This window comes from Mycobacterium sp. ELW1 (assembly GCF_008329905.1).
Lineage (GTDB): Bacteria > Actinomycetota > Actinomycetes > Mycobacteriales > Mycobacteriaceae > Mycobacterium.
In genome coordinates this window covers 4,436,333-4,461,801 of sequence record NZ_CP032155.1, presented here as the reverse complement: position 1 = coordinate 4,461,801, position 25,469 = coordinate 4,436,333, and the positions used below count along the sequence as shown (strand labels likewise).

At 66.9% G+C, this 25,469-nt stretch carries 24 protein-coding genes and 1 pseudogene; 4 read left to right on the top strand and 21 right to left on the bottom strand.

What is annotated here, in order from left to right; genetic code table 11:
- The first annotated feature begins 70 nt into the window (after positions 1-70).
- Positions 71-475, top strand: a complete 405-nt coding sequence (locus tag D3H54_RS21210) for a hypothetical protein (RefSeq protein ID WP_115316582.1) — start codon at positions 71-73, stop codon at positions 473-475.
- 10 nt (positions 476-485) lie between these two features.
- Here D3H54_RS21210 and bluB read toward each other — a convergent pair whose 3' ends face one another.
- Positions 486-1,130, bottom strand: coding sequence for a 5,6-dimethylbenzimidazole synthase (gene bluB / locus D3H54_RS21205; protein ID WP_149380898.1), 645 nt, complete (start codon positions 1,128-1,130; stop codon positions 486-488).
- 125 nt (positions 1,131-1,255) lie between these two features.
- On the opposite strand from bluB, the gene D3H54_RS21200 reads away from it, so the two are divergent.
- Positions 1,256-2,200, top strand: a complete 945-nt coding sequence (locus tag D3H54_RS21200; protein ID WP_149380896.1) for an alpha/beta fold hydrolase — start codon at positions 1,256-1,258, stop codon at positions 2,198-2,200.
- On the opposite strand, the gene D3H54_RS21195 is transcribed toward D3H54_RS21200, so the two are convergent.
- From D3H54_RS21195 to D3H54_RS21180, 4 genes are all read right to left on the bottom strand, one after another.
- Positions 2,190-3,527 (bottom strand): flavin monoamine oxidase family protein, encoded by a 1,338-nt coding sequence (locus D3H54_RS21195; protein ID WP_432246372.1) that lies wholly within the window; start codon positions 3,525-3,527, stop codon positions 2,190-2,192. The genes D3H54_RS21200 and D3H54_RS21195 overlap by 11 nt on opposite strands.
- A gap of 91 nt (positions 3,528-3,618) precedes the next feature.
- The gene (locus D3H54_RS21190) at positions 3,619-4,599 is read right to left on the bottom strand and encodes a TIGR03617 family F420-dependent LLM class oxidoreductase (protein WP_149380891.1); all 981 of its coding nucleotides are present in this window, start codon (positions 4,597-4,599) and stop codon (positions 3,619-3,621) included.
- Between the two features lie 87 nt (positions 4,600-4,686).
- On the bottom strand, positions 4,687-5,826 hold the full coding sequence (locus D3H54_RS21185) for an Rv3169 family protein (protein WP_149380889.1): 1,140 nt from the start codon (positions 5,824-5,826) through the stop codon (positions 4,687-4,689).
- A 6-nt stretch (positions 5,827-5,832) separates the two neighbouring features.
- Entirely contained in the window at positions 5,833-6,972 is a 1,140-nt protein-coding gene (locus D3H54_RS21180; protein ID WP_149380887.1) for a phosphotransferase family protein, read from the bottom strand.
- Between the two features lie 42 nt (positions 6,973-7,014).
- Between D3H54_RS21180 and D3H54_RS21175 the strand changes: the two genes are divergently transcribed.
- Together D3H54_RS21175 and D3H54_RS21170 are read left to right on the top strand one after the other, a co-directional pair.
- A complete protein-coding gene (locus D3H54_RS21175) occupies positions 7,015-7,617 on the top strand; it encodes a TetR/AcrR family transcriptional regulator C-terminal ligand-binding domain-containing protein (RefSeq protein WP_149380885.1) in 603 nt (200 codons plus the stop codon).
- Positions 7,618-7,630: 13 nt separating this feature from the next.
- Positions 7,631-8,518: an SDR family NAD(P)-dependent oxidoreductase gene (locus D3H54_RS21170; RefSeq protein WP_149380882.1), complete on the top strand. Its 888-nt coding sequence runs from the start codon at positions 7,631-7,633 to the stop codon at positions 8,516-8,518.
- Positions 8,519-8,534: 16 nt separating this feature from the next.
- Here D3H54_RS21170 and D3H54_RS21165 read toward each other — a convergent pair whose 3' ends face one another.
- The 16 genes and pseudogenes from D3H54_RS21165 to D3H54_RS21090 form a co-directional block, all read right to left on the bottom strand.
- Entirely contained in the window at positions 8,535-9,428 is an 894-nt protein-coding gene (locus tag D3H54_RS21165; protein ID WP_286198958.1) for a DUF4344 domain-containing metallopeptidase, read from the bottom strand.
- Between the two features lie 89 nt (positions 9,429-9,517).
- Positions 9,518-10,276 carry an enoyl-CoA hydratase gene (locus tag D3H54_RS21160; RefSeq protein ID WP_168214933.1) on the bottom strand — a complete coding sequence of 253 codons (759 nt, stop codon included), beginning with the start codon at positions 10,274-10,276 and terminating at the stop codon, positions 9,518-9,520.
- Entirely contained in the window at positions 10,276-11,799 is a 1,524-nt protein-coding gene (gene nuoN, locus D3H54_RS21155) for an NADH-quinone oxidoreductase subunit NuoN (protein ID WP_286199309.1), read from the bottom strand. The genes D3H54_RS21160 and nuoN overlap by 1 nt, the downstream gene beginning before the upstream one ends.
- A 35-nt stretch (positions 11,800-11,834) precedes the next feature.
- On the bottom strand, positions 11,835-13,400 hold the full coding sequence (locus D3H54_RS21150; protein WP_149380874.1) for an NADH-quinone oxidoreductase subunit M: 1,566 nt from the start codon (positions 13,398-13,400) through the stop codon (positions 11,835-11,837).
- 5 nt (positions 13,401-13,405) lie between these two features.
- A complete protein-coding gene (gene nuoL, locus D3H54_RS21145) occupies positions 13,406-15,289 on the bottom strand; it encodes an NADH-quinone oxidoreductase subunit L (protein ID WP_149380872.1) in 1,884 nt (627 codons plus the stop codon).
- A 1-nt stretch (position 15,290) separates the two neighbouring features.
- Complete coding sequence (nuoK, locus tag D3H54_RS21140; protein ID WP_036339939.1) at positions 15,291-15,590, bottom strand: NADH-quinone oxidoreductase subunit NuoK; 300 nt, start codon at positions 15,588-15,590, stop codon at positions 15,291-15,293.
- Positions 15,587-16,333: an NADH-quinone oxidoreductase subunit J gene (locus D3H54_RS21135; protein WP_149380870.1), complete on the bottom strand. Its 747-nt coding sequence runs from the start codon at positions 16,331-16,333 to the stop codon at positions 15,587-15,589. Before D3H54_RS21135 ends, nuoK begins: the two co-directional genes overlap by 4 nt.
- On the bottom strand, positions 16,330-16,857 hold the full coding sequence (gene nuoI, locus D3H54_RS21130; RefSeq protein WP_149380868.1) for an NADH-quinone oxidoreductase subunit NuoI: 528 nt from the start codon (positions 16,855-16,857) through the stop codon (positions 16,330-16,332). Before nuoI ends, D3H54_RS21135 begins: the two co-directional genes overlap by 4 nt.
- Positions 16,850-18,076 (bottom strand): NADH-quinone oxidoreductase subunit NuoH, encoded by a 1,227-nt coding sequence (nuoH, locus tag D3H54_RS21125; protein WP_149380866.1) that lies wholly within the window; start codon positions 18,074-18,076, stop codon positions 16,850-16,852. The genes nuoI and nuoH overlap by 8 nt, the downstream gene beginning before the upstream one ends.
- Positions 18,073-20,537: pseudogene (locus D3H54_RS21120) on the bottom strand (NADH-quinone oxidoreductase subunit G). The gene nuoH and the pseudogene D3H54_RS21120 overlap by 4 nt, the downstream one beginning before the upstream one ends.
- Complete coding sequence (gene nuoF, locus D3H54_RS21115) at positions 20,537-21,862, bottom strand: NADH-quinone oxidoreductase subunit NuoF (protein ID WP_149380864.1); 1,326 nt, start codon at positions 21,860-21,862, stop codon at positions 20,537-20,539. Before nuoF ends, D3H54_RS21120 begins: the two are co-directional and overlap by 1 nt.
- On the bottom strand, positions 21,859-22,593 hold the full coding sequence (gene nuoE / locus D3H54_RS21110) for an NADH-quinone oxidoreductase subunit NuoE (protein ID WP_149380862.1): 735 nt from the start codon (positions 22,591-22,593) through the stop codon (positions 21,859-21,861). The genes nuoF and nuoE overlap by 4 nt, the downstream gene beginning before the upstream one ends.
- A 7-nt stretch (positions 22,594-22,600) precedes the next feature.
- Positions 22,601-23,899: an NADH dehydrogenase (quinone) subunit D gene (gene nuoD / locus D3H54_RS21105; RefSeq protein ID WP_149380860.1), complete on the bottom strand. Its 1,299-nt coding sequence runs from the start codon at positions 23,897-23,899 to the stop codon at positions 22,601-22,603.
- Positions 23,899-24,525: an NADH-quinone oxidoreductase subunit C gene (locus tag D3H54_RS21100; protein WP_286199308.1), complete on the bottom strand. Its 627-nt coding sequence runs from the start codon at positions 24,523-24,525 to the stop codon at positions 23,899-23,901. The genes nuoD and D3H54_RS21100 overlap by 1 nt, the downstream gene beginning before the upstream one ends.
- Positions 24,526-24,560: 35 nt before the next feature.
- A complete protein-coding gene (locus D3H54_RS21095) occupies positions 24,561-25,115 on the bottom strand; it encodes a NuoB/complex I 20 kDa subunit family protein (RefSeq protein ID WP_083120991.1) in 555 nt (184 codons plus the stop codon).
- Complete coding sequence (locus D3H54_RS21090) at positions 25,106-25,465, bottom strand: NADH-quinone oxidoreductase subunit A (RefSeq protein ID WP_149380856.1); 360 nt, start codon at positions 25,463-25,465, stop codon at positions 25,106-25,108. The genes D3H54_RS21095 and D3H54_RS21090 overlap by 10 nt, the downstream gene beginning before the upstream one ends.
- Positions 25,466-25,469: the final 4 nt, after the last annotated feature.

Genomic DNA, 25,469 nt, shown 5'->3' with positions numbered 1-25,469 from the left:
CCGCTCTGTTCTGATGCGGTGTCGGCCACACCGCCGAATTTTTTGCCGTCAATTCGGGTAAGCCACCCGCATGGCACTGAAATCACTCTCTCTGGCATCAGTTCTGTTCTCCGGTGCGGCAGCTGCCGCGATCGCGGTCGCTCCGTTGGCTGCCGCCGATCCCGCGCCGGGCTGCGTCAACCCTGACGGCAGCCCGTGCCCGGTCGCCACCGCAGGTCCCGACGGCGCGTCCGGCGTCATTCCCGGTGGCCCGGGCGGTGTGGCAGGCCCGGGTGGCGCGTCCGGTGCGATTCCGAACGGTCCGGTCGGTACGGCCGGTCCCGATGGCGCCAGCGGCTCGATTCCCTACGGCCCCGGCGGCACCGCGGACCGCGGCGGCGCCAGCGGAGGCATCCCGAACGGTCCCAGCGGCTCGGCCGGGCCCGGCGGCGCCACCGGATGCATCCCATACGTGGGTTGCGCCTCCGTCGGCTAATCGAACGTGGCTAGCCCCAACGGTTTTCGCTGACGAACTCGGCGAGTGGACGCCCGAACGTCCACTCGTCGAGTTCGAGCGCCGGCCGATCGGGAAAGTCGGGCACCGGGCCGAGGCACAGTACGGCCACCGGCTCACCTCCGGCGGGAATCCCCAGTAGTTCACCGAGGCGCTGCGGATCGAAGATGGACACCCAGCCCATCCCGAGTCCCTCGGCTCGCGCCGCCAACCACAGGTTCTGGATAGCGCACGACACCGAAGCCAGATCCATGTGCGGCATCGTGCGGCGCCCGAAGACATGGCTCTCGCGGCCGTCGCCGAGCGCGACCACCAGCAATTCCGCGCAGTCCAGGATGCCCTCGACCTTGAGTGCCAGGAACTCTTCTGCCCGGGCGCCGAGGGCGGCGGCGGTGTGCCTGCGCTCTTCGTCGACCAGAGCATGGATCTTGTGCCGCAACCCCGTGTCGGTGATGCGCAGGAACCGCCAGGGCTGCATCAGCCCGACGCTGGGGGCGGCGTGCGCGGCCGCCAGCAACCGGGCCAGCACCTCCTCGGGCACCGAAGCTCCTGGGCTGAACCTGCGCATGTCCCGGCGCTCGTGAATGACGCGATAGACGGCGCGGCGTTCGGCGGCCGTGAACGCGTGCTCGGTCACCCGGTCATCCTAGAGAGGCACGGTGCGATAACGACCGGCGCGGTGTCGCGGTTGAACTGCGGGTGCGGTGGTTACTCTAGGGATCCCGGAACGGCAGTGGGGCCGTCCCGAGCTAGGAGTGGGCCATGTCCGCGTCCCGTACGGTCGTCAAGAACGGCATCGACCTGCCGCCCAGCCGGACCGTTGAGGTGAAGGCCTCCGACGGCACCCGCCTGCACACCGAGGTCTTCGGCCCTGACGATGGCTATCCGATCGTCCTGGCGCACGGCATCACCTGCGCCCTCCGGGTCTGGCATCGGCAGATCAACGATCTGTCCCGCGACTTCCGGGTGATCGCCTATGACCACCGTGGACACGGCCGCAGCGGGGTCCCGCGCCGGTCCGGCTACAGCCTCGGCCACCTTGCCGGGGACCTCGATTCGGTGCTGACGGCGACCCTGCGTCCGGGCGAACGAGCGGTGATCGCGGGGCATTCGATGGGCGGCATCGCGATCAGCTCCTGGGCCGACCGCTACCGGCATCGCGTTGCCCAGCGAGCCGACGCCGTCGCGCTGATCAACACCACGACCGGCGATCTATTGAAAGAGATCAACCTGCTGCGGGTGCCTGCGCTGCTGGCCGCCGGCCGATCCCTCGCCGCACGCCACATGATCAGGACATTCGGCGGGGCGCCGCTGGTCTGGGGTGCCCAGCCCGGCAGCCGCTGGTTCGTCACGATGATGGCCGTCGGTGCGGGCGCCGATCCCGCGATCGGCAAGCTGATTCACGACCTGTTCGCCGAGACCCCGGCCGGTGGCCGCGGCGCGTGGGCGCGGGTGCTCGTCGATGAGATGAACGCCCGGCACATCGACCTCACCGGTTTGACGGTGCCCACGCTGGTCATCGGCAGCACCGAGGACCGGCTGTTGCCGATGTGCCAGTCCCGCAAGATCGCCGACGCCGTTCCCAATCTGGTCGACCTGGTCGAGACACCGGGCGGACACTGCGCGATCCTGGAGCATCCCGATGTCGTCAACGGGCATCTGCGGACGCTGATCTCAGCGGTCACCGCCCAGCGCATCAGCTCCTAAGCGCCGCAACGACTTCGGCTGCCGCCCGGCGGCCGGACCGCACCGCGCCGTCCAGGAAGCCCGTCCACTCGTCGGCGGTCTCGGTGCCGGCCCAATGCAGCGGTCCGACCGGTACCCGCAGCAGGTGGCCGAATTCCGTCCAGGCGCCGGGTGGAACCGCCGCGGTCGGGCCACCAGGTGCGAAAGTCTCTGCGCCCCAACAGTGGTCCAGGTAATCGATGGGGTTCTCGGCGTCCGGGCCGAACAACGCCGAGAAGCAGGCGAGTGCCTGCTTGCGGCGCTCTTCGGGGCCGAGCGCGTCGAATCCGCGGGAGTCGGCGAACCCGAGCAGAATTCCCGGGCCGTCGTCACCGGGGCTGACGTCGAAGGTGATGAACACCGGCCCCTCGTCGGACAGCGCCTGCCCGGACAGGTCCTTGTCGCGCCAGAACGGCCGTGGATACGCGGCATACGCCTTGCTCAGTGCCCCCTGCGGCCAGCTCTGGGCCAGCTGCTGGTAGCCGATCGGCGGTGGCGGGGCGACGTCGATGTTCAGCCGGTGCGCCGGCGGGATCGCCACGATGACACGTCGCGCCTCGACGACGCCTGCCGACGACGTGACCGCGACCGCGTCATCGGACCATTCGATTCGCGTGGCTATCGCATTGAGCCGGACGCGATCACCCAGTTCGGCGGCCATCGCCTCGGCGATCTGCTGGGTGCCGCCGGGGAAGTGGTCCTGCTGGGCGCCCCCGACCACGTCGAGCATGCGGTCCAAACCCCCGGCCGCCTTGACGTAGCGCACCGCATGCAGCATCGACACCTGGTCGGGCTCGGCACCCCAGGTCACCCGCGACATCACGGCGAGCAGGTCCCGTGACGACGCGCTGGCGCCGACGGAGTGCAACCAGCCGCCCAGCGTTGTGCCGTCGAGCTTCTTGGCGCTGGGTGACGTCCACGGTGTGCTGATGTCGACGTTGCGGCCCAGCCGTTCGACCTGCCATTGGATCCGGGCGATGTCGACCAGCTGAAGTAGCCCCAGCCGGGGGATGGTGCCACGGTAGGACCGCACCTTGCCGCGCCACCGGATGAGGTTGGCGCCCTGGTTGTAGGTCGGTTCGGTGGGGCAGCCGAGTTCCTCGGCCAGCCCGATCACCGCGTCCTGGGTGGGGCCGACGAAGGTCCCGCCGAGGTCGACGGGAACACCGGCCAGTGATGCGGTGCTCGAGCGTCCGCCGACCCGGTCCCGGCCCTCCAGCACCAGCACCTCGTGCCCGTGCTTGACAAGTTCACGCGCGGCTGCCAGGCCTGCGAAGCCCGCGCCGATCACCACTACGTCGTAACCCACCACCCCACCAGTGTTGCCTGTCCCATTCGCCCAAACCAACGTTTGGCCGTGAAAGGGCGAGTGGTGGCGTGCAGAACGTCGACTTCGGCGGCTAGCGGGCCAGCTCGTCGACGATCTCGGCCAGCGTGTCGGTGGCGATCGGCCCTGGCTGGTAGAGGCAGACGGTGTCACCGACGCCGTCCACCCGGTCCCGGATGTGCGCGGCGATCTGCTTCGGCGTGCCGCACGCCGCGATGGTGTGCAGCACCTCGTCACTGATGAGGCCGGCCATCTCCTGCCATTTGCCTTGTTTGGACATCGAATTCAGTTCGGGCTGCAGGTCGCCCCAGCCGTGGATGTCGAGCACCGGGCGGTACGCCGGGGTGGACCCGTAGAACGCCAGCAGCCGCCGCGTCGCGTCGTGATCCTCACCCGCGGACAGGATGATCTCGGGCACGACCGCGAACGACGACTCGGTCCGTCCGGCCGCGGCCAGCCCGTCGCGCACCGCAGGCATCGTCGACTCCCGCAGGAACTTCGCCGAGCCGAACGGCATCACCAGCAGTCCGTCCGCCACCTCCGCGGTGGCCCGGGTCAGCCGAGGACCGAGCGCACCGACGTAAATCGGCGGCGGGCCAAAGGGATTCGGACCAGGATTGAACATCGGCGTCATCAGGGTGTGCCGGTAGTACTCGCCGCGGAAATCCAGTCGCTCGCCGGTCTCCCAGGTGGCGAAAATCGCCCGCAGCGCGCGGACCAGCTCGTGCATCCGCGCGACCGGCTTGTCGAACGCCGCGCCGTAGTGCTTCTCGATCTGGGCCCGCACCTGGGTGCCCAGTCCGAGGATGAATCGCCCCTGCGCAAGCAGTTGATGGTCGTACGCCTGGTGGGCCAACTGGATCGGGTTGCGCGGGAACGCGATTGCCACGTTGGTCATCAGGTCGAGCCCACCGACGCCGGCGGCCAGCGTCAGCGGCGCGAACACGTCGTGCGGGCCCTCGAATGTGAAGACCCCGCTGGCACCGGCATCCCGCAGAGCCCGGGCACGATCGACCGCATCGGTCGGCCCGAAGAGAGCCGTCAGAACTTTCACTGTTCTCACCTAGCGATCGAGATCGACATTTTGCAGGGCATTACTCGTACTTTCCCTGCGAAACGTCGGTTTGGGCGGGAAGGGTGGTTACGGTGCCACCGTCAGCCAGTCGGCGAAGCCCGACGGGTCGTGGCGGCCCAGCGCGCCGTGCTCGAACAGGCCCCAGCCCTCGGCCGACGACGTGCCGTCGTGGCACACCGCACGCCCGACGTGATCGATCACGCCGAATGCGGAGCGTCCGATGATGGCCGGATCGTTCATGTCGTAGGTGAGCCGCTCGGCGAACTTCTCGCCCTTCCACACGCCGTGGATCCAATCCGAGTCGCCGCCGTAGCCGCCGCCGACGTGGATCGGTGCCGGCAGCTTGGACTCGACATCGAACCGGAGCGTCGCACCGTTGGCGTCGGTGGCCTCGATGGTCGCGCCGGTCGGGATGCGTGTGCCGGAGCGGTAGTGGATCTTGACCCGCGGCCAGCCCAGCTGCTCGACCCGGCCGTCGCGCCAGATCCGCGTGCAGTCGTTCAGCGAGCGGAAGCCGTCGGGCGCCTCCTGGATGATGATGACGATCGCGTAGTCCTCGAAGGCCATCGGAACATACAGCCACCACATGCCCTCGAACGGCGGGTCGGCCGGGCGACCGGCGGGCTCGGCCTCGCCGATCGGGCGGATACCCCACGACCGGTCGCGGCTGCCGATCCATACCGACGGGTCGACGGCGATCTCCTGGCCGTCGATGACGATATGCCCTGCCCAGGAACCCAATTGGGCGAACCGCTGCGCATCCAGCGTCACCCGGTTGCCCTGACGCATGATGTGCGGCTGCTCCTGAACGACCGGGAACAACCCCTCCCAGGTGAGGTCGACCGCCATACCCTCGGTCTCGTCCATGACGATCCGCACCTTCTGCAGCGGATCGATCACCTCGACGCGGTAGCCGTTGCAGTGCTGGTTGAGCCGGTCCTGGTCGATCGCGTCAGACACATGGACCGCCGTCTGCGTATCACCGCTTCCGCCGTATCTGCCGCCTCCGCGGCGAGCAACCAGCACATAGGCATCCTTCACCCCGAGGTTGGGGTAGTAGCCGATGCCGGTGATCAAGAAGATGTCCCCGGTGCGGTCGTGGGCGTTGAAATAGCTGCGGTCGTAGAAGTTCCGGTCCGAGGAGTTCGGCCAGGCGATCGGCAGCGGTGCCTGGTGGACGGGGTATTCGTCGAGCGGTCCGAGCATTGGCGACTATGCCTCCTCGATGAGCCGGCGCAGCAGTCCGGCGTGGTAGAACGTCGACTCGACGTCCTCTGGCTTTTCGATCTCGCCGAAGTGCACGCGCCGCGCACCGGTGCGCATGAACACGCAGCACCAGATCACCCCGGAGTACACGTAGAACCAACGCAGGTCGCCGAGTTCGACGCCGGTCAGCTTCTCGTAGGTGGCGCGAACGTCCGCCTCGCGCATCACGTCCGGCAGTCCGGGCATCCCGGCGAGGCCCGCGAGTTCCTGGAACACCATGTGCGCGAAGATGATCCACGCCACGTCGAGCTCGCGCGGACCCAGCGTCGCCATCTCCCAGTCCAGCACCGCGATCGGCCGGAAGTCCTCGTAGAGGACGTTGCCGACCCGCGAGTCGCCCCATGCCAGCACTGTTTCGCCCGCCGCGACATCGGCGGGGAAGTTGTCTTCCAGCCACGTCAGAGCGGTCTCGACCAGCGGCGAGCGGCCGATGTCGGGTACGGCGAACTCGTACCAGCCCTTGAGCCAGTTCAATTGGCGACGCAGCGGGGTGTCACCCTCGGGCACGGCCTCGGCAAGGAAGCCAAATGTGTCGGCGGCGTTGGGAATCGAGTGCAGCTTGGCCAGAACCTCGACTGTCGCGTCCTGCAGCGCACGCTGCTGCTCGGCCGGGGCGTCGGCGAACCAGTTGTCGCCGAACGTATACGGCATCACGTCGGGTGGGACGACGCCGTCGACGTGGTCCATCAGGAAGAACGGGGCGCCGAGCACGGTGCCGGTCGGGTCGATCCAGCGCACCTTGGGCACCGGCACGTCGGTCAGTTCGTCGACCAGCCGGATGACGTCGAACTGATGGTCCATCCGGTAGGTGATGAAGACCGGGACGTCTTCGGACGTGGGTGCCACCCGGGCCACCCACTTCTGTTCGACCTGTCTGCCGTCCTCTTGCCAGCGGCCGGTCAGGATGATCGTCTCCGAGGACATGCCGTTGGAGTCGATGCCGCTTTCGACGGTCACGTCGGGTGTGACACCACCGGGCATGACGGTCGACAGCCATTCCGACAGCAGAGCGGGAACGGTGCTGACGTCACGACCGGAACGTTGCAACCGATCGAGGTCGGTTTCTACAGACGGTTGGTTGGTCACCTTTGTCCTCTCCAACCCTATTACGATACGGTGGGTAGCGTTATGAAAGCAGAAGCGTCTTCGCTTGACAAGACTGTGGTCCCGGGGAGGCCCCGTGATCCGCGTATCGACGCTGCCATACTGCGTGCCACCGCGGAGCTCCTTGTCGAAATCGGTTATCCGAATCTGACTTTGGCGGCCGTCGCCGAACGGGCGGGCACGACGAAGACGGCCTTGTACCGGCGCTGGTCGAGTAAGGCCGAGCTGGTCCATGAGGCGGCGTTCCCCACCGCGCCGACGGCGTTGACGACACCGGCCGGCGATATTTCGGCCGACATCCGCGCGATGCTCTCGGCCACCCGCGACGTGTTCACCAGCCCGGTGGTGCGCGCCGCGCTGCCCGGGCTGATCGCGGACATGAGCGCCGACGCGGCGCTGAACGCCCGCGTGATGTCCCGGTTCACCGAAGTGTTCGCCGCGGTGCGGGATCGCCTGGTGGAAGCGGTGCACTGCCGCGAAGTCCACGCCGACGTCGACCCCGAACGTCTCATCGAACTGATCGGTGGTGCGACGATGATGCGGTTGCTTCTGCGCCCCGACGACGTTCTCGACGCGAACTGGGTCGACCAGACCGCGGCGATCCTCGTCCACGGGGTCGCGCTATGAGTCGAGGAGTGCGATGACTGGACGACTTGCCGGCCGAACCGCCATCGTCACCGGCGCGAGCCGTGGACTTGGCCGCGCGACCGCCCTGGCGCTGGCCGCCGAGGGTGCCGCGGTGGCGGTGGTGGCCCGAACCCAACAGCAGTGGGACGACCGGCTACCGGGCACCATCGGCGACACCGTCGCGGCCATCGAAGCCGCCGGTGGACAGGCTGTGGCGATCGCCGCCGACCTCCTCGAGCGCGACGACCTTCCCCGGCTGGTCGACGAAGCCCGGGCGGCGTTGGGGCCCATCACGATTCTGGTGAACAACGCCGCGTTCACCGCGCCGGGACGTCCGCCCAAGCCGGATGCCGCACCGAAGGTGGCGAAGCCCAAGAGCGCGCCGGCGGCAGCGAACGCCGAATGGCCCGGCTTCGTCACGATCCCGCCCAGTGCCTACCGCAGACATTTCGAGATCGGTGTATTCGCCTCTTACGAGCTGATGCAGCTGGTGTGCCCCGACATGTTCGCCGCCGGTGTCGGCTCGATCATCAACGTCACGTCGGTGGCCTCCCGGGTGCCCGGGGACGGTCCGTACCAGAACTTCACCGGCGGGGTGCTGCCCGGCTACGGCGGATCCAAGGCCGCGCTGGAGCACCTGACCTGGTGTGCGGCCTACGATCTGCAGCGGCACAACATCGCGGTCAACGCGCTGGCGCCGTCTCGGCCGATTCCGACGCCGGGCTTGTCCTATTACCGCACCGACTTCGCCAGCGTGTCACCCGACGACGAGTTCGCCCGTGCGGCAGTCGAACTGGCCCTCGTCGACCCGAACGTCGTCACCGGCCGCACCATCGGTCACCTCGAAGCGCTCGACGGCAGCTTCGCACCGTTCACCAACACCGAGTCCGCGCTGGGTTAGCGGACGACCGACGCAGCTACTTCAAGTGCGGGCCCAGCAGCTGACTCCACGCGTGGCTCAGCTTGTCCCATTCGTCCTCGCATAGCTCGGCCCGGCTCTGGGGAAGATGGCCCTCGCCGACCAGGTCCCCGTTGGCGGCCGGGTTCGACCCGTAGAGCCAGCATTCCATGTTGAAGGCCCTGACCTTGTTCGGCGAATGGCCACCGGCGAGGTCGGTGTCATCGAGTTCACCGGCGGCTTCGGCGTAGCCCTGGAATTCACGTGCCGAGTCTTTGATGGCCTGCACATTGGCCGGGTCCACCTTGCCGTCCGGCCCCGGCGTCAACAGTATGTAGGCCGAAAGCTGGTCGGCGACATCCTCTTCGCGGCCGGTGATGGGCAGGTCGTACAGGCTGATCACCATGTGACCGAGTTCGTGGTAGAAGGTGGCGATCTCGCCATTGACGGTGGACGCCCTCGGATCGGCATCACCGGCTTTGGTGTAGATCTCCAGACCCTCCGTCGCTTCTTCGTAGCAGAGCGTCACCGAGTTGTCGGCTGGATCCCACCACGCGTTGGCCGTATCGCACTGCTTACCGACCAACTGGATGTCGTGCGGCAGTGTGAGTGTGTTGTTGACGCTGTTCGCGAGATGGTTGAGGAGGTCGGCCTGCTCTTGGATATCGCGGCCCGTCTTGGCCTCGGGCGAGTTGGCCTCGTCGTACCGGGGAATCATCGAGCCCGACGCATCGGCCTTGCCGGGCACGGACGGCTCGGCCGGGTCGGCCGACTGCGCCGGATTGGCCTCCGCCGTCGACGGACTGGCGGTGGACTCGCGAAGCTGATCGGGTTGCGATCCCGAGTTTCCGCAGGCGCTGACCAGTAACACCAGGCCGAGGAGGGCCGCACCGCCGCGAACGCAGTCTGTCACGAGACAATATTCAATCATTCACACGCCGAGATCGACGTTTTGCTGCGAACTACTCGCACATTGGCTGCGAAATGTCGGTTTGGGCGAGATTACATCTGCCGCTTGTTGCGCTCGGCGACCTCTCGCTGACGCGCGGCCAACTCCTCGGTGTCGACGTGGGAGTCGGCGGCCACCGCGCGCTCGGCATTCAACGCGGGCCCGGTGACCGCCGCGGTCCCGGTGCGGTAGATCTCCTTGAGACCCGACATCACCGGCCCGGGCACCTCGGCGATCTGGCCGGCCAGCTCCAGTGCGCGGGGCAGAAGCTGTTCGTGGGCAACGACTTCGGTGACCAGTCCGATCTTCTCCGCCCGTGCGGCGTCGACCACCTCGCCGGTCATCGACAGCCGTCGCGCCATCGCGGATCCGACCACTCCAGGCAGGCGCGCGGTCATCCCGCCGCCGGGAAGGATCCCGACCCGGGCATGGGTGTCGGCGAAAACCGCGCGCTCCGAGGCGATCAGGAAGTCGCACGCCAGCGCGATCTCCAAGCCGCCGGTGAACGTCGCACCGTTGATCGCCCCGACGACGGGCTTGCTCAGCTCGACGATGGCGTTCATACAGTTCATCTTGTCGAACCGGCCGAAATAGTCCATGCCCAGGCTCTGTGCCTGTTTGAGGTCGACGCCGGCGCAGAACGCCGGATCGGTGCCGGTGAGCACCACGGCGTGCACCGACTCGTCGGCGTCGGCCGCACCGAGGGCGGCATAGAGCGCCTCGAACAGCTCAGTGCTCAACGCATTGCGCACCTCGGGGCGGTTCATCGTCAAAACCCGGACGGCACCGTGGTCCTCACTGAGAAGAATCATCAATCCAGGAATCTAGCCGCATGGTCGACGAGGTCGAGCAGCGGCTGGGGCAGCGCACCGAGTGCGAACGTGATGGCCGCCGTCACGGTGATGGTTGCGACGCTCAACGAGCCGGGCGTGACGACCTCCGGGGCGTCCTGTGGCGGGTCGGTGAAGAACATCAGCACGATCACCCGCACGTAGAAGTACGCGGCGATCGCCGAGGCGATGACGCCCACCACCACCAGCGGGATTGCACCGCCCTGCCCGGCCGCCTTGAACACCGCGAACTTGCTGACGAACCCGCTGGTCAGCGGTATACCCGCGAAGGCGAGCAGGAACAGTGAAAACACCACGCCGACAAGGGGATAGCGTCGGCCCAGTCCCGCCCAGCGCGACATGTCGGTCTCCTCGGACCCGGCCGCGTCGCGGACCACGCTCACCACGGCGAAGGCGCCGAGGGTGGAGAACCCGTAGGCGAAGAGATAGAACAGGGTGGCCGACAGCCCTGGCGGGTTGGCGGCGATCACGCCGGTCAGGATGAAACCGGCATGCGCGACAGCTGAATACGCGAGCATGCGCTTGACGTCGGTCTGGGTCACCGCGGTGATGGTGCCGACGACCATGGTGAGGATCGCCACCGCCCACAGGACGGGGCGTAATTCGTGGTTGAGGCCGGGCAGTGCGACGTAGAAGATGCGCAGCATGGCGCCGAAGGCGGCAACCTTGGTGGCGGCCGCCATGAACGCGGTGATCGGGGTGGGAGCGCCCTGGTAGACGTCGGGGATCCAGGAGTGGAACGGCACCGCGCCGACCTTGAACAGCACACCGACGGCGATCAGGGCCGCGCCGATCAGCGCCAGGGTGGAGTCGTCGGTGCCGGCATCGATGGCGCGCCCGATGCCGGGCAGGCTCAAAGTGCCCGCGTAGCCGTACAGCAGGGCGATGCCGTAGAGGAAGAATGCCGACGAGAATGCGCCCAGCAGAAAGTATTTCAGCGAAGATTCCTGGGACAGCAGCCGCCGCCGGCGAGCCAGCCCGCACATCAGGTACAGCGGCAGCGAGAACACATCCAGCGCCACGAACATCGTCAGCAGGTCGTTGGCGGCCGGGAACAGCATCATCCCGGCCACCGCGAACATGGTCAGCGGGAACACTTCGGTCTGCACCAAGGCCGCCTTGGTGGCGATCTTTTCCGCGACGCTGCCCGGCACCGTTGACGCATCGGGGGTGAAGGCATCCAATGTGGCCGAGCTGACCTCGAATTCGGCCGGCGTGCGGCGTTCGGCAATCAACAACACGCCGAGCACACCGATCAACACAATGGTGCCCTGCAGGAACAGCGCGGGGGCGTCGACCGCGACCGCGCCGACCACCGCGGACTGGCCGACCCCGTGCATATCGCGAGCCAGCAGAACCACGGCGACGAACGCGGCCACCAGGCCGGCCAGGCTCAGAGCGACTTGGGTGGGGTAGCGGCTCTTACGGGGTGCGAACGCCTCGACCAGCACTCCGGCGACGGCCACGCCGAGGACGATCAACATCGGTGAGACTTGGCTGTATTCGATGCTGGGCGCGTTCACGGGCGGGCCCCCTCTGCGACCGTCGGCGCCGGGTCGGGTTGATGAATCGATGTCAGTGTTGCGGTCACCGCGGGGTTGATGACATCCAGCGCGATCTTCGGGTACACCCCGAGGCCGATCAACAGCGCGATCAGCGGCGCCACCACGAGCAGCTCTCGTGGCCGCAGATCCCGCACCCGCTCGGTTCCGTCAGTCACGGGCCCGGTCATCATCCGCTGGTAGAGCCACAGTATGTAGACCGCCGAGAGCACCAGCGCCACCGACGCGATGACGGCGAAGGCCGGGTAGCGGGTGAATGTGCCGATGAGGACCAGGAATTCGCTGATGAACGGCGCGAGTCCCGGTAGCGACAGCGTCGCCAGGCCTGCCACCAGGAAGGTGCCTGCCAGCACGGGTGCGACTTTCTGGACTCCGCCGTAGTCGGCGATGAGGCGGCTGCCGCGGCGGCTGACCAGGAACCCGGCGATCAAGAACAGTGCGGCGGTGGAGATCCCGTGGTTGACCATGTACAGGGTTGAGCCGGCTTGGCCCTGACTGGTCATCACGAAGATACCGAGGATGATGAAGCCGAAGTGACTGATCGAGGTGTAGGCGATCAGCCGCATGACGTCGGTCTGGCCGATCGCCAAGACGGCGCCATAGACGATGCCGACCACGGCCAGCGCGACGATGACCGGGCGGAAATATGTTGCGGAGTCGGGGAACAACGGCAGGCAGTAGCGCAGCATCCCGAATGTACCGACCTTGTCCATCACGGCCATCATCAACACCGCGGATGCGGGCGTGGCCTGGACGGCGGCGTCGGGCAGCCACCGGTGAAACGGCCACAGCGGAGCTTTGACCGCGAACGCGAACATGAAACCGAGGAAGAGCGCGTTGGCGATGCCGGGGCTCATGGTGAACTTCCCGGTGGCCACGGCGTCGGTGATGGCGCGGAAGTCGAACGTTCCTGCCTCGAACGCCTTGCTGGCGGAGGTCACGACGTAGAGACCGATCACCGCGGCCAGCATGATCAACCCGCCGAACAGGTTGTACAGCAAGAACTTCACCGCGGCCTTGGACCGGTTCTCGCCGCCGAACCCGCCGATGAGGAAGTACATCGGGATCAGCATGGCTTCGAAGAACACGTAGAACAGCAAGATGTCCAGGGCGACCAGCGACATCATCACCATGCCCTCGACGGCCAGCGTCAGCGCGATGTAGCTGTGCGCTGACCGGCCGGACAGCCCGGGCCGGTCGTCGGCGTCGTTCCAGCCGGCGATCAGCAGGATCGGCACCAGCACAGCGGTGAGCACCACCAGAGCCAGAGCGATCCCGTCGAGGCCGAGAATGTATCCGGTGCCGAACGACGGTATCCACGGATGGTTTTCGACGAACTGGAATTGTTGGCCGGCCGGATCGAATCGCACGGCCAGCATCAGTGACAGCGCCAGAACCGCGAGGGACACCACCACGCCGGCGTACTTCGCGAACTGCCGCAGCGAGGCGGGCAGCACGATGATCAGCGCGGCGCCGATGACCGGGATGGCCCACAGGATGGTCAGCCAGGGGGCGTTCGTCATGCCACTCACCTCCACGCCGTGAAGAGGACTGCGGCGACCACCAGCGCCGTCCCGGCCAACATGGACAGCGCGTAGGAGCGGGCGTACCCGGTCTGCACCTGGCGCAGGCGGTCCGAGAACCGGCCGACCGCGAATGCGAGCCCCTGCGTCACCCCGTCGACGCCCTTCTCATCCACGGCGACAAGGCCTTTGGTGAGTTCTTGGCCGGTCCGCATGAACGCCGCCTCGTTGAACGCGTCACCGTAGAGGTCGTTGCGAGCCGCGACGGTGAATGCGGAAACATCCAACGGCGCGGACTCGGGAACCTTGTGGTTCGCGTACTGCCGGTAGGCCACCGCGATGCCGATCGCGACGACGCCCAATGCGGTGACGGTGATGATCCAGGCCGGAAAGACGTGTGCGGCCTCATGATGGCCGACGACGGGTTCGAGCCAGCGTTCCAGGGTGCCGCCGATGGCGAGCAGCGCCCCGGCGCCGACCGAGCCGATCGCGAGGACGATCATCGGTGCTGTCATCGACGTGGGGGATTCGTGCGGGTGGGTGTCGGGTTTCCAGCGCCGCTGCCCGAAGAACGTCAGCAGCATCACCCGGGTCATGTAGAAGGCGGTGATCCCGGCGCCGAGCAGGGCGGCGCCGCCGAGGAGGAATCCTTTGAGTCCGCCGCTGTTGAGGGCGGTTTCGATGATGGCGTCTTTGGAGAAATACCCGGCGAACGGTGGGACGCCGATGATGGCGAGGTAGCCCAGCCCGAAGGTGACGAAGGTGACGGGCAGCAGCGTCCGCAGGCCGCCGAAGCGACGCATGTCGGTTTCGTCGTCCATGGCATGCATGACCGAGCCGGCGCCGAGGAACAGGCCGGCTTTGAAGAAACCGTGGGTGAGCAGATGCATGATGGCCACCGCATAGCCGGCGGGTCCGAGGCCGGCGGCGAGCACCATGTAGCCGATCTGGCTCATAGTGGAGGCCGCGAGGGCCTTCTTGATGTCGTCTTTGGCGCAGCCGATGATCGCCCCGAACAAGAGGGTGACCGCACCCACGGTGACGACGGCCGTCTGGGCGGCGGGCGCGGCGGTGAAGATCGGGCCGGAGCGGACGATCAGGTAGACGCCGGCGGTGACCATGGTGGCGGCGTGGATCAAGGCCGACACCGGGGTGGGGCCCTCCATGGCGTCCCCCAGCCAGGACTGCAGCGGCACCTGCGCACTCTTGCCGCATGCCCCGAGCAGCAGCAGCAGACCGACGGCGGTCAACGCACCTGATGTCATCTGGGGCACCGCGCTGAACACCGTGCTGAAGGTGACCGAGCCCAACGTGGCGAACAGCACCATCAACGCGATCGCCAGACCCATGTCGCCGACCCGGTTGACCACGAACGCCTTCTTCGCCGCGGTGGCCGCGCTCGGCTTGTGCGACCAGAATCCGATCAACAGATACGACGCCAGACCCACACCCTCCCAACCCATGTAGAGGCCGAGGTAGTTGTCGGCAAGCACCAGCAGGAGCATCGCGGCGACGAACAGGTTGAGGTAGGCGAAAAACCGCCTGCGGCCGGGATCGGTTTTCATATAGCCGATCGAGTAGATGTGGATCAGCGCCCCGACGCCGGTGATCAACAGCACGAAGCACATCGACAGTGCGTCGAGCTGCAGGCCGAAGTCCACCCGCAGAACTCCGACCGGCACCCAGGAGAACAGGACCTCGTGCACGGTCCGGTCTTCACCGGGCAGACCGAGTAGATGGGTGAACAGCACCGCGCCGCAGGCGAACGCGCCGATCACCGCGGCGCAGCCCAGCAGATGCCCCCACGCGTCGGTGGCTTTACCCCCCAGCAACAGGATCACCGCGCCGGCCAAAGGCAGGGCGATGGTCAACCACACCAGTGTCTGCATGTCAGTGCCGTAACAGGTGGGCGTCGTCGACGTTGGCGCTGCGTCGGGTCCGGAAGATCGTCATGATGATGGCCAGGCCGACCACCACTTCGCAGGCGGCGACCACCATGGTGAAGAACGCCACCACCTGGCCGTCGAGATGGCCGTGCATACGCGAGAAGGTCACGAACGCCAGGTTGGCGGCGTTGAGCATCAACTCGACGCACATGAACATGACGATCGCGTTGCGGCGCAACAGCACTCCCGCGGCGCCGATGGTGAACAGCAGCGCCGACAAATACAGGTAGTTGGCCGGGTTCATCGCTGACTGTCTTCGCCTGCGTTGGCACGAAGGATGGTGCTGACCGACGATTGATCGCCGGTGCCGTCTGGGAGGCGAGCGAGCGTGTTGACGGCGTTGTGACGGGCGAAGACACCAGGGTTGGGTAGCGGCGTGGCCCGCGCGCCGGTTTGGAAGCGTTCGACGACCATCTCGCGCTGAGTCTTTCGCCGCTCGAAGCGCTCCCGGTGGGCCAGGATCATTGCGCCGAGGGCTGCGGTGATCAGCAGCGCGCTGGTCAACTCGAACGCCCACAGATCGCGGGTGAAGATCAGTGTCGCCAGGCCTTGCACGTTGCCGCCGGCGTTGGCCTCGGTGAGCCCGACGAATCCGGTGGTGGCGATGTTGCCGATCCCGGCGATCAGCAGGATGCCGAACCCGAGACCCGCGACGATCGCGGCGACACGCTGTCCCCGAATGGTTTCCACCAACGACTCCGAGGAGTCGACGCCGACGAGCATCAGCACGAACAAGAACAGCATCATCACCGCGCCGGTGTAGACCACCACCTGCACGACCCCGAGGAACAGCGCGTCCTGCGCGACGTAGATCATCGCCAGCGCGATCATCGTGGTTGCGAGGAAGATCGCCGAATACACCGCCTTGGGTGCGGCGACCACTCCGATCGCGCCGGCCACGGCGATGACGGCAAGGATCCAGAACGCGATGGTCTCGGGAGTGGAGGTGCGGGTGAGGGTTTCGGCGGCCAGCAGAGTCACGGTCACCCGGTCACCTCCTGCTCGCTTGGCGTGATCCGGCCCTGGTAGTAGTCGTCGTCGGTCGCACCGGGTGCCATCGCGTGCGGGGGCGCCGCCATGCCGGGCTGCAGCGGGGCCAGCAGTTTGTCCTTGCCGTAGATGAGGTCGGAGCGGTTGTCGTCGGCCATCTCGTAGACATTGGTCATCGTCAGCGCGCGGGTGGGGCAGGCTTCGATGCACAGCCCGCAGCCGATGCAGCGCAGATAGTTGATCTGGTAGACCCGCCCGTAGCGTTCGCCGGGTGAAAAGCGTTGCTCCTCGGTGTTATCGGCGCCTTCGACATAGATGGCGTCGGCGGGGCACGCCCAGGCGCACAGCTCGCAGCCGATGCACTTCTCCAGTCCGTCGGGGTAGCGGTTGAGCTGGTGGCGGCCGTGATAGCGCGGCGCGACCGGCCCGGGCTTCTCCGGATACTCCTCGGTGATGGGGTGTTTGAACATGGTCCCGAAGGTCACGCCAAAACCTTTGACCGCGTCGAGGAATTTAGGCATCTGCTTTCTCCTTGCTCGGTGCCGGCGAGCCGGGCAGCGGCGGTATCGGGAACGATCCTTCGACCGCGGCGGGAGGCGGCGCTGTGTTGCGCCGGATCAGTTTGTTGCGCAGCGAGTTTGCGGCCAGCACGGCCAGCAGCAGTACCGCTGCGGCGACGAGGTTGGGAATGATGCCGGTGTGGCCGATGGTGTGCAGGACGGCGACGATCATGATCCACACCAGCGAGACCGGGATGAGCAGCTTCCAGCCGAGTGCCATGAACTGGTCGTAGCGCAGCCTCGGCAGGGTGGCGCGCAGCCACATGAAGACGAACAGGAACGTCCACACCTTGGCCACGAACCAGATCAGCGGCCACCAGCCGGTGTTGACGCCGTCGATCAGGCTGATCGGCCACGGCGCATGCCAACCGCCCAGGAACAGGGTGGTGGCCAGCGCCGAGACGGTGGTCATGTTGACGTATTCGGCGAGCATGAACATCGCGAACTTCAGTGAGGAGTATTCGGTGTGGAACCCGCCCACCAGTTCGCCTTCAGCCTCGGGCAGGTCGAACGGAGCCCGGTTGGTCTCGCCGACCATCGAGGTGACGTACACCGCGAAACTGGGCAGCAGCAGGAACACATACCAGGTGTGTTCCTGGGCGGCGACGATCCCGGAGGTGGACATAGTGCCGGCGTAGAGGAACACCGCCGCGAACGACAGCGCCATCGCGATCTCATACGAGATCACCTGGGCGCTGGACCGCAGACCACCCAGTAGCGGGTAGGTGGAGCCCGAGGACCAGCCCGCCAGCACGATGCCGTACACCCCGATCGAGGTGACCGCCAGGATGTAGAGCACCGCCACCGGCAGATCCGTCAGCTGCAGCGGCGTGCGGTGGCCGAACACCGACACCACCGGACCCAGTGGAATCACCGCGAATGCCATGATCGCCGGGATCACCGAAATGACCGGCGCCATCAGGTAAATGGGTTTGTCCACCCCGGCGGGGGTGAGCCCCTCCTTGAGCGCCAGCTTGATGCCGTCGGCCAGGGACTGCAGCAACCCGAACGGTCCCACCCGGTTGGGGCCGTAGCGCATCTGCATGCGGCCCAGGATCTTGCGTTCCAGCAGGATCGCCACCAGAACGGTCAGGAGCAGGAAGGCGAACACAGCGACCGCTTTGATCAGGATCAGCCACCACGGATCGTGGCCGAACACACTCAGATCGGGCGGGATCATGCGCCGGCCTCCCGTTCGATGCGTACCACGGTGCCCGGAATGACACCGAGTTGCTGGTACACCGCGCTGCCGGGCGAGTTCAGCGGCAGCCACACCACCCCGCACGCCTGCCGCGGCAGTTAGTGGAGCAGCACAGCCACCCGTCGGCCATCTCGGTGATGACCAGTGGCAGAGCGATCTCGCCGCGGCCCGTCGACACAGTGACCACCTCGCCGTCGACCGCACCGATCCCGGCGGCCGTGGCCGACGACAACCGCACCACCGACGGGCGCGCGGTCCCCGCCAAAAACGGCTCGCCGTCCTGCAATCGACCGTCATCGAGCAAGACCCGCCAGCCGGCCAGCACCGCCTCGTCAGAATCCAGCGGCGGCGGATCCTTCGGCGTCACCGAGGGCGCAGCCGGCCGTGCACCGTCCCACCCGCCCAGCGCTCTCAGCTCGGCGCGGGCCTCCTCGACGGTGCGGAACCCGAGGTCCGAACGCCGAGCTCGTCGGCCAGGATCTGCAGCACTCGCAGGTCGGGGAAGGCGTTGGAGGACAGCGCGGGCTCGAACGGACGAAGCCGGCCCTCCCCAGTTCAGGAACGAACCGGCCTTCTCGGCGACCGGGGATATCGGGAAGACCACGTCGGCAAGTCCGGTGACGCCGACTCCCGCAACTCCAGACTGACGACGAAGCCGGCCGACTCGATACGCCGCCAGTGCGGCCGGCGGGTCCGGCAGGGTTTTCAACAGCGTCGACGCCGCCGAATCAAGCAGTGCGCGAAGTTCGCCACCGGCCGCCGCGACGAGAATGTCGGCGGTACTCCCTGCCCCTGCTCCGAGGGCAGCTCGTCGACATTCCAGGCGTCGGCAAGCTGCTGGCGCACAACGTCATTCGCGGTCGGCCTGCCGGCCGGGCAACAGGTTGGGCAGGCAGCCGGTCTCGACGGCACCGCGGTCACCGGCGCGGCGGGGGATCCAGGCCAGCCGGGCCCCGGTGCGGTCGGCCAGCCGGGCCGCCGCCGACAGCGCACCGGCACTGGTGGCCAGCCGTTCGCCGACCAGGATGGACCGCCCCGGACGGGCAGCTCGTCGGCCAGCGCCTCGAGGGCGCGCGCCTCGTCACCGGGGGCGGTGAGGCAACCACCTGTGCCGCGAGCTGTCGTCCGACCCGCGGGACACCATCAGGCGCGATGCTCACGACCCGCAGGCCGTGTTGCGGACCGCCTTGCGCGAGCCGCAGGAACACGATCGGGGATTCGCGTCCTCGGGCCTCGAACCCGGCGAGCACCACCATGGGTGCGGCTTCCAGGTCCGCATAACGGACGGCGTGGTGCCCGGCCCAGCCGGGCGGCGAGGAAGTCCCGCTCTTCCGCCGAAGTGGGGGCGAGAGCGGAAGGTCGAGTCGTTGGTGCCCAGCACAATCCGGGCGAATTTGGCATAGGCGTAGGCATCTCGACGGTCGCCCTGCCGCCCCACCAGAACTCCGGCACGTCCGCGATCGCAGACCCGCGGCGGCCACCGCGATGGCTTCCGACCAGGACGCCGGCCGCAGCGCACCGTTCTCGTCGCGCACCAGCGGGGTGGTGATGCGCGTCACCGACCCGGGTGTAGGTGAAGGGCCCAGCGGACCCTTGTCGCAGTTCCATTCCTCAGTTGACTTCCGGGTCGTCGCCGGCCAGCCGGCGCAGCACCACTCCGCGGCGGTGATCGGTGCGCTGGGCACACCCGCGAGGCGCAGTGTTCGCAGACGCTGGGGCTGGACACCCAGATCGAACGGGCGGGCCCGGAATCGATAGGCAGTTCCGGTCAGAGCGCCGACCGGGCAGGATCTGGACGGTGTTGCCGCTGAAGTAGGAATCGAAGGGTTCCCCCGGGCCAGATCCCGAACCTGTTGCAGCGCCACCGCGTTCCAAGCAGTGAGATGAACGGGTCACCGGCGATCTGTTCGGAAAACCGTGTGCAGCGCGCACACAGCACGCAGCGCTCCCGTGCTCCAGCAGCACCTGGCGGACAGGTTGATCGGTTTCGGGAAGGTGCCGCTTGATGTCCTCGAATCGGGTTTCGACCCGGCCGTTGGACATGGCCCTGATTCTGCAGCGGGCATTCGCCACCCTTGTCGCCACGACCGGGCAATCCAGCGGGTGGTTGATCAGCAACAGCTACCATCACCCCGTGCTGCGCCTTGTCCGCGGCCTCGGAGGTGTACTGCGTGCGCACCACCATGCCGTCGGACACGGTGGTGGTGCAGCTGGCCATCGGCTTGCGCTGACCCTCCACCTCCACCAGGCACTGCCGGCACGCCCCGACGGGATCCAGCAACGGATGGTCACAGAACCGGGGGATCTGCACCCCCATCAACTCCGCGGCCCGAATCACCAAGGTGCCCTTGGGCACCGACACCTCGACGTCGTCGATGACGAGGGTGACCATCTCCACCGGCGGCGCCTCGTTGGTCCCGGTCTCCGAGATCTGCGTCATCAGGCACCCACCCCTTCCGGTGCGGCGAGCATCGAGGCGTACGGGTCGAACGGGCAGCTGCCGCCCAGATGCGCCTCGTACTCGTCGCGGAAGTGCTTGATCGAGGAGATGATCGGCGATGCGGCACCATCACCCAACGCGCAGAACGACTTTCCGAAGATGGTGTCCGAGATGTCGAGAAGCTTGCCGATGTCCGCCTCGGTGCCGCGCCCGGTCTCAAGCCGCTCGTAGATCTGGCTGAGCCAGTAGGTGCCCTCTCGGCACGGCGTGCACTTGCCGCAGGATTCGTGGGCGTAGAACTGGGTCCAGCGCCGCACCGCCCGCACCACACAGGTGGTCTCGTCGAAGATCTGAAGCGCCTTGGTGCCCAGCATCGAGCCGACCGACGCCATACCTTCGTAATCCAGTGGCACGTCGAGATGTTCGGCTGTCAACAGCGGCGTCGACGACCCGCCGGGCGTCCAGAACTTCAACTCGTGGCCGGCGCGGACACCACCGGCGTACTCGAGCAACTCGCGCAGGGTGATCCCCAGCGGGGCCTCGTACTGACCGGGAGTGGTGACGTGACCCGACAACGAATACAGCGTGAAGCCAGGCGATTTCTCCGAACCCATCTTCTTGAACCAGTCGACCCCATTCAGCAGAATCGGCGGCACGCTGGCGATGGATTCGACATTGTTGACCACCGTCGGACAGGCGTACAGTCCCGCGACTGCGGGGAACGGCGGGCGCAGGCGCGGCTGGCCACGACGGCCCTCAAGCGAGTCCAGCAGGGCGGTCTCCTCCCCGCAGATGTAGGCACCCGCGCCGGCATGCACGATCAGGTCCAGATCGAACCCCGAGCCGGCAATGTCGGTGCCGAGGTAACCGGCCGCATAAGCCTCGGCCACCGCTGCCTGCAGCCGGCGCAGCACCGGCACCACCTCACCGCGCACATAGATGAACGCATGCCGGGCGCGGATGGCGTAGGCGGCGATGATCGCACCCTCGACCAGGAAATGCGGAGTGGTCAGCATCAGCGGAATGTCTTTACACGTACCGGGTTCCGACTCGTCGGCGTTGACCACCAAGTACTTTGGCTTGGCCCCGGCTCCGGTGGCGTCCTGCGGGATGAACGACCATTTGGTGCCGGTCGGGAAACCCGCGCCGCCACGGCCGCGCAACCCGGATTCCTTGACCGTCGCGATCACGTCGTCGGGCTTCATGCCCAGCGCCGTCCGCAACGCCTGGTAACCGTCGTTGCGCAGGTAGGTTTCCAGCGTCCACGGTTCGGGTTGGTCCCAGAACCGGCTGAGAACCGGGGTCAGCGGCGTCGCGGGCGTCATGGTGCCTCGCCTTCGCCGGACGCCGGCGCCGACATGTCCAACTCGCGGGCCACCCGAAGGCCGGCCAGTGTCGCGTCACCCGGGGCGCCACCACCCGAAGCGACATCGCCGGACAACCCGGCCAGAGTGCGGGCGGTGTCCCGAAACGAGCACACCCGCGACCCGCGGGTGGCCTGGGGCGGCTCGCCCGCGCGGATGTCATCGACGAGTTGTCGTGCGCTGGCCGGGGTTTGGTTGTCGAAGAATTCCCAATTGACCATGACCACGGGGGCGTAGTCGCAGGCGGCATTGCATTCGATGTGCTCGAGGGTGATGCGCCCGTCGGTGGTGGTGTCCCCGGCATGGATGCCGAGTTCGGTCTCCAGGGTATCCAGGATGGCGTCGCCGCCCATGATGGCGCACAGCGTGTTGGTGCACACCCCGACCAGGTAGTCCCCGGTGGGGGTGCGGCGGTACATCGAGTAGAAGGTGGCCACGGCGGCAACCTCGGCTTCGGTCAGGCCGAGTTGTCGGGCACAGAACGTGATTCCGGCGCCGGTGAGGTAGCCGTCCTCGGACTGGACCAGGTGCAGCAGCGGTAACAGCGCCGAACGGGCCTGGGGGTAGCGGGCGATGATGTCCGCGGCATCGGCGCTCAGGCGCTCGGTCACCTCGGCGGGGTAGGCGCTGGGTCCGCCGATGGGCGGGCCGGGCTCATCGGGGCGCGGACCCAATACGAGATCAATTGTCATCTGACCCTCACCTGTCTACGCCTCCCATGACCGGGTCGATGGACGCGACGGCGGCGATGACGTCGGCGACCATGCCGCCTTCGCACATCGCTGCCACCGCTTGCAGATTGGTGAACGACGGGTCGCGGTAGTGAACCCGGTACGGGCGGGTGCCACCGTCGGACACCATGTGCACCCCCAGCTCGCCGCGAGGGGATTCCACCGCGATGTACACCTGGCCGGCCGGCACCCGGATGCCTTCGGTGACCAGTTTGAAGTGGTGGATCAAGCCTTCCATGGAGGTGCCCATGATCTTGGCGATGTGGGCGGGGGAGTTCCCGAGACCGTCGGGGCCGAGCTGCAGATCCGCGGGCCAGGCCAGCTTCTTGTCGCTGATCATCACCGGACCCGGCTCCAGACGGTCCAGACACTGGGCGACGATCTTCAGTGATTCGTGCATCTCGCCGACCCGGATCAGATAGCGGCCGTAACAATCCGCGCCGGTATCGGTGATGACGTCGAAGTCGTAATTCTCATAGCCGCAATAGGGTTGGGTCTTGCGCAGATCGTGCGGCAGTCCGGTGGACCGCAATACCGGTCCGGTCATGCCCAGCGCCATGCAGCCGGTCAGATCCAAATAGCCGATGCCCTGTGTGCGGGCCTTCCAGATGTAGTTCTGGGTGAGCAGGTCTTCGAGCTCACGCAACCGGCCCGGCAGGATCTTGAGCAGATCGCGCACGCGTTGGGGTCCGTCGTCGGGCAGATCGGTGGCCAGCCCGCCGGGGCGGATGTAGGCGTTGTTCATCCGCAGCCCGGTGATTGCCTCGAACACCGACAGGATCAGCTCGCGCTCGCGGAAGCCGAAGAACATCGGGGTCATCGCGCCCAACTCCATGCCACCGGTGGCCAACGCCACCAAATGGCTTGAGATGCGGTTGAGTTCCATCATCATCACCCGCACCACGCTCGCGCGTTCCGGGATCTGATCGGTGACGTCCAGCAGCTGTTCCACGCCCAGGCAGTAGGCGGTCTCGTTGAAAAACGGTGACAGATAGTCCATCCGGGTCACAAAGGTGACGCCCTGCGTCCAGGTGCGGTACTCCAGGTTCTTCTCGATCCCGGTGTGCAGATAGCCGATCCCGCAGCGCGCCTGGGTGACCGTCTCGCCCTCGATCTCCAGGATCAGCCGCAACACCCCGTGGGTGGAGGGGTGCTGCGGACCCATGTTGACCACGATGCGTTCGCCGGCCTCACCCTGACGGGCGGCGGCAACGACTTCCTCCCAGTCCTGGCCGCCCAGGACGATCACGTTCTCGTCGGTGGTCATCAGTGATACGACCTGCGTTCGTCGGGCGGCGGAATCTGGGCGCCGTGGTATTCGACCGGCACACCGCCCAGCGGGTAGTCCTTGCGCTGCGGGTGGCCCACCCAGTCATCGGGCATCTCGATCCGGGTCAGCCCGGGATGATCGTCGAAGACGATGCCGAAGAAGTCATACGTCTCGCGCTCATGCCAGTCGACCGTCGGATACACCGAAAACAGCGACGGCACATGCGGATCGGCATCGGGGCAGGCCACCTCGAGCTGCACCCGGCGGTTGTGGGTGATCGACAGCAGCTGATAGTACGCGTGCAGCTCCCGGCCTGCGTCCTGCGGATAATGCACACCTGAAACCCCGCAACACAATTCGAAGCGCAACCGTTCGTCGTCGCGTAACGCCCGGGCGACGGTCAGCAGGTGTTCGCGGCGGACTTCGAGGGTGAGCTGGTTGCGGAAGACGACGATGCGTTCGACGGCCGCACCGAACGCGTCGCCGCCCAGTACCTCGGCCAACCGGTCGACCACGTCGTCGAAATAGCCACCGTAGGGCCGCGGTGTGCTGCCGGGCAGGGCGACCTCGCGGACCAGTCGGCCATACCCGGACGTGTCGCCACTGCCATTGATGCCGAACATGCCCCGGCGCACACCGATGACCTCGCCCTCGTCGCTCACCGCAGCAGCCCTTTGAGCTCCAAGGTGGTCGGTGCGGCCAGCGCGGCCTTTTCGGCGGCGGCGACGGCCTCGGCGCGGTGCACCCCCAACGGCATCTCGGCGATCTTGGCGTGCAACGCCAGAATCGCGTTCAACAACATCTCCGGCCGCGGCGGGCACCCGGGGAGATAGATGTCCACCGGCACCACGTGATCCACCCCTTGGACCACCGCGTAGTTGTTGAACATGCCGCCGCTGGACGCGCACACCCCCATGGCCAGCACCCACTTGGGTTCGGCCATCTGGTCGTACACCTGCCGCAGCACCGGCGCCATCTTCTGCGACACCCGGCCGGCCACGATCATCAGATCGGCCTGCCGGGGAGTGGCCGAAAACCGCTCCATGCCAAAGCGGGCGATGTCGAACCGCGGGCCTGCCGTCGCCATCATCTCGATGGCGCAACACGCCAATCCGAACGTCGCCGGCCACAACGACCCCTTGCGAACGAACCCGGCGACCTTCTCCACCGTCGACAGCAGAATGCCGCCCGGCAGCGCCTCCTCTAGTCCCATTCCAGACCGCCCCGGCGCCACACGTACCCGTACGCAACGAACACCGTCGCCATGAAGATCAGCATCTCCACCAGCGCGAACGTCCCCAACGAATCGAAGGAGACCGCCCACGGATACAAGAACACGATCTCGATGTCGAAGACGATGAACAACATCGCCGTCAGGTAGTACTTGATCGGGAAACGCTGACCGGCCGCCTCTCCGGCCACCGGTTCGATCCCGCATTCGTAGGCTTCCAGCTTGGCCCGATTGAACCGCCGAGGCCCGATCACCAGCGCGATCACCACCGAGACCACCGCGAACGCGGCCGCGATGACACCCAGCACCAGGATGGGCAGATACAAATTCATAAAG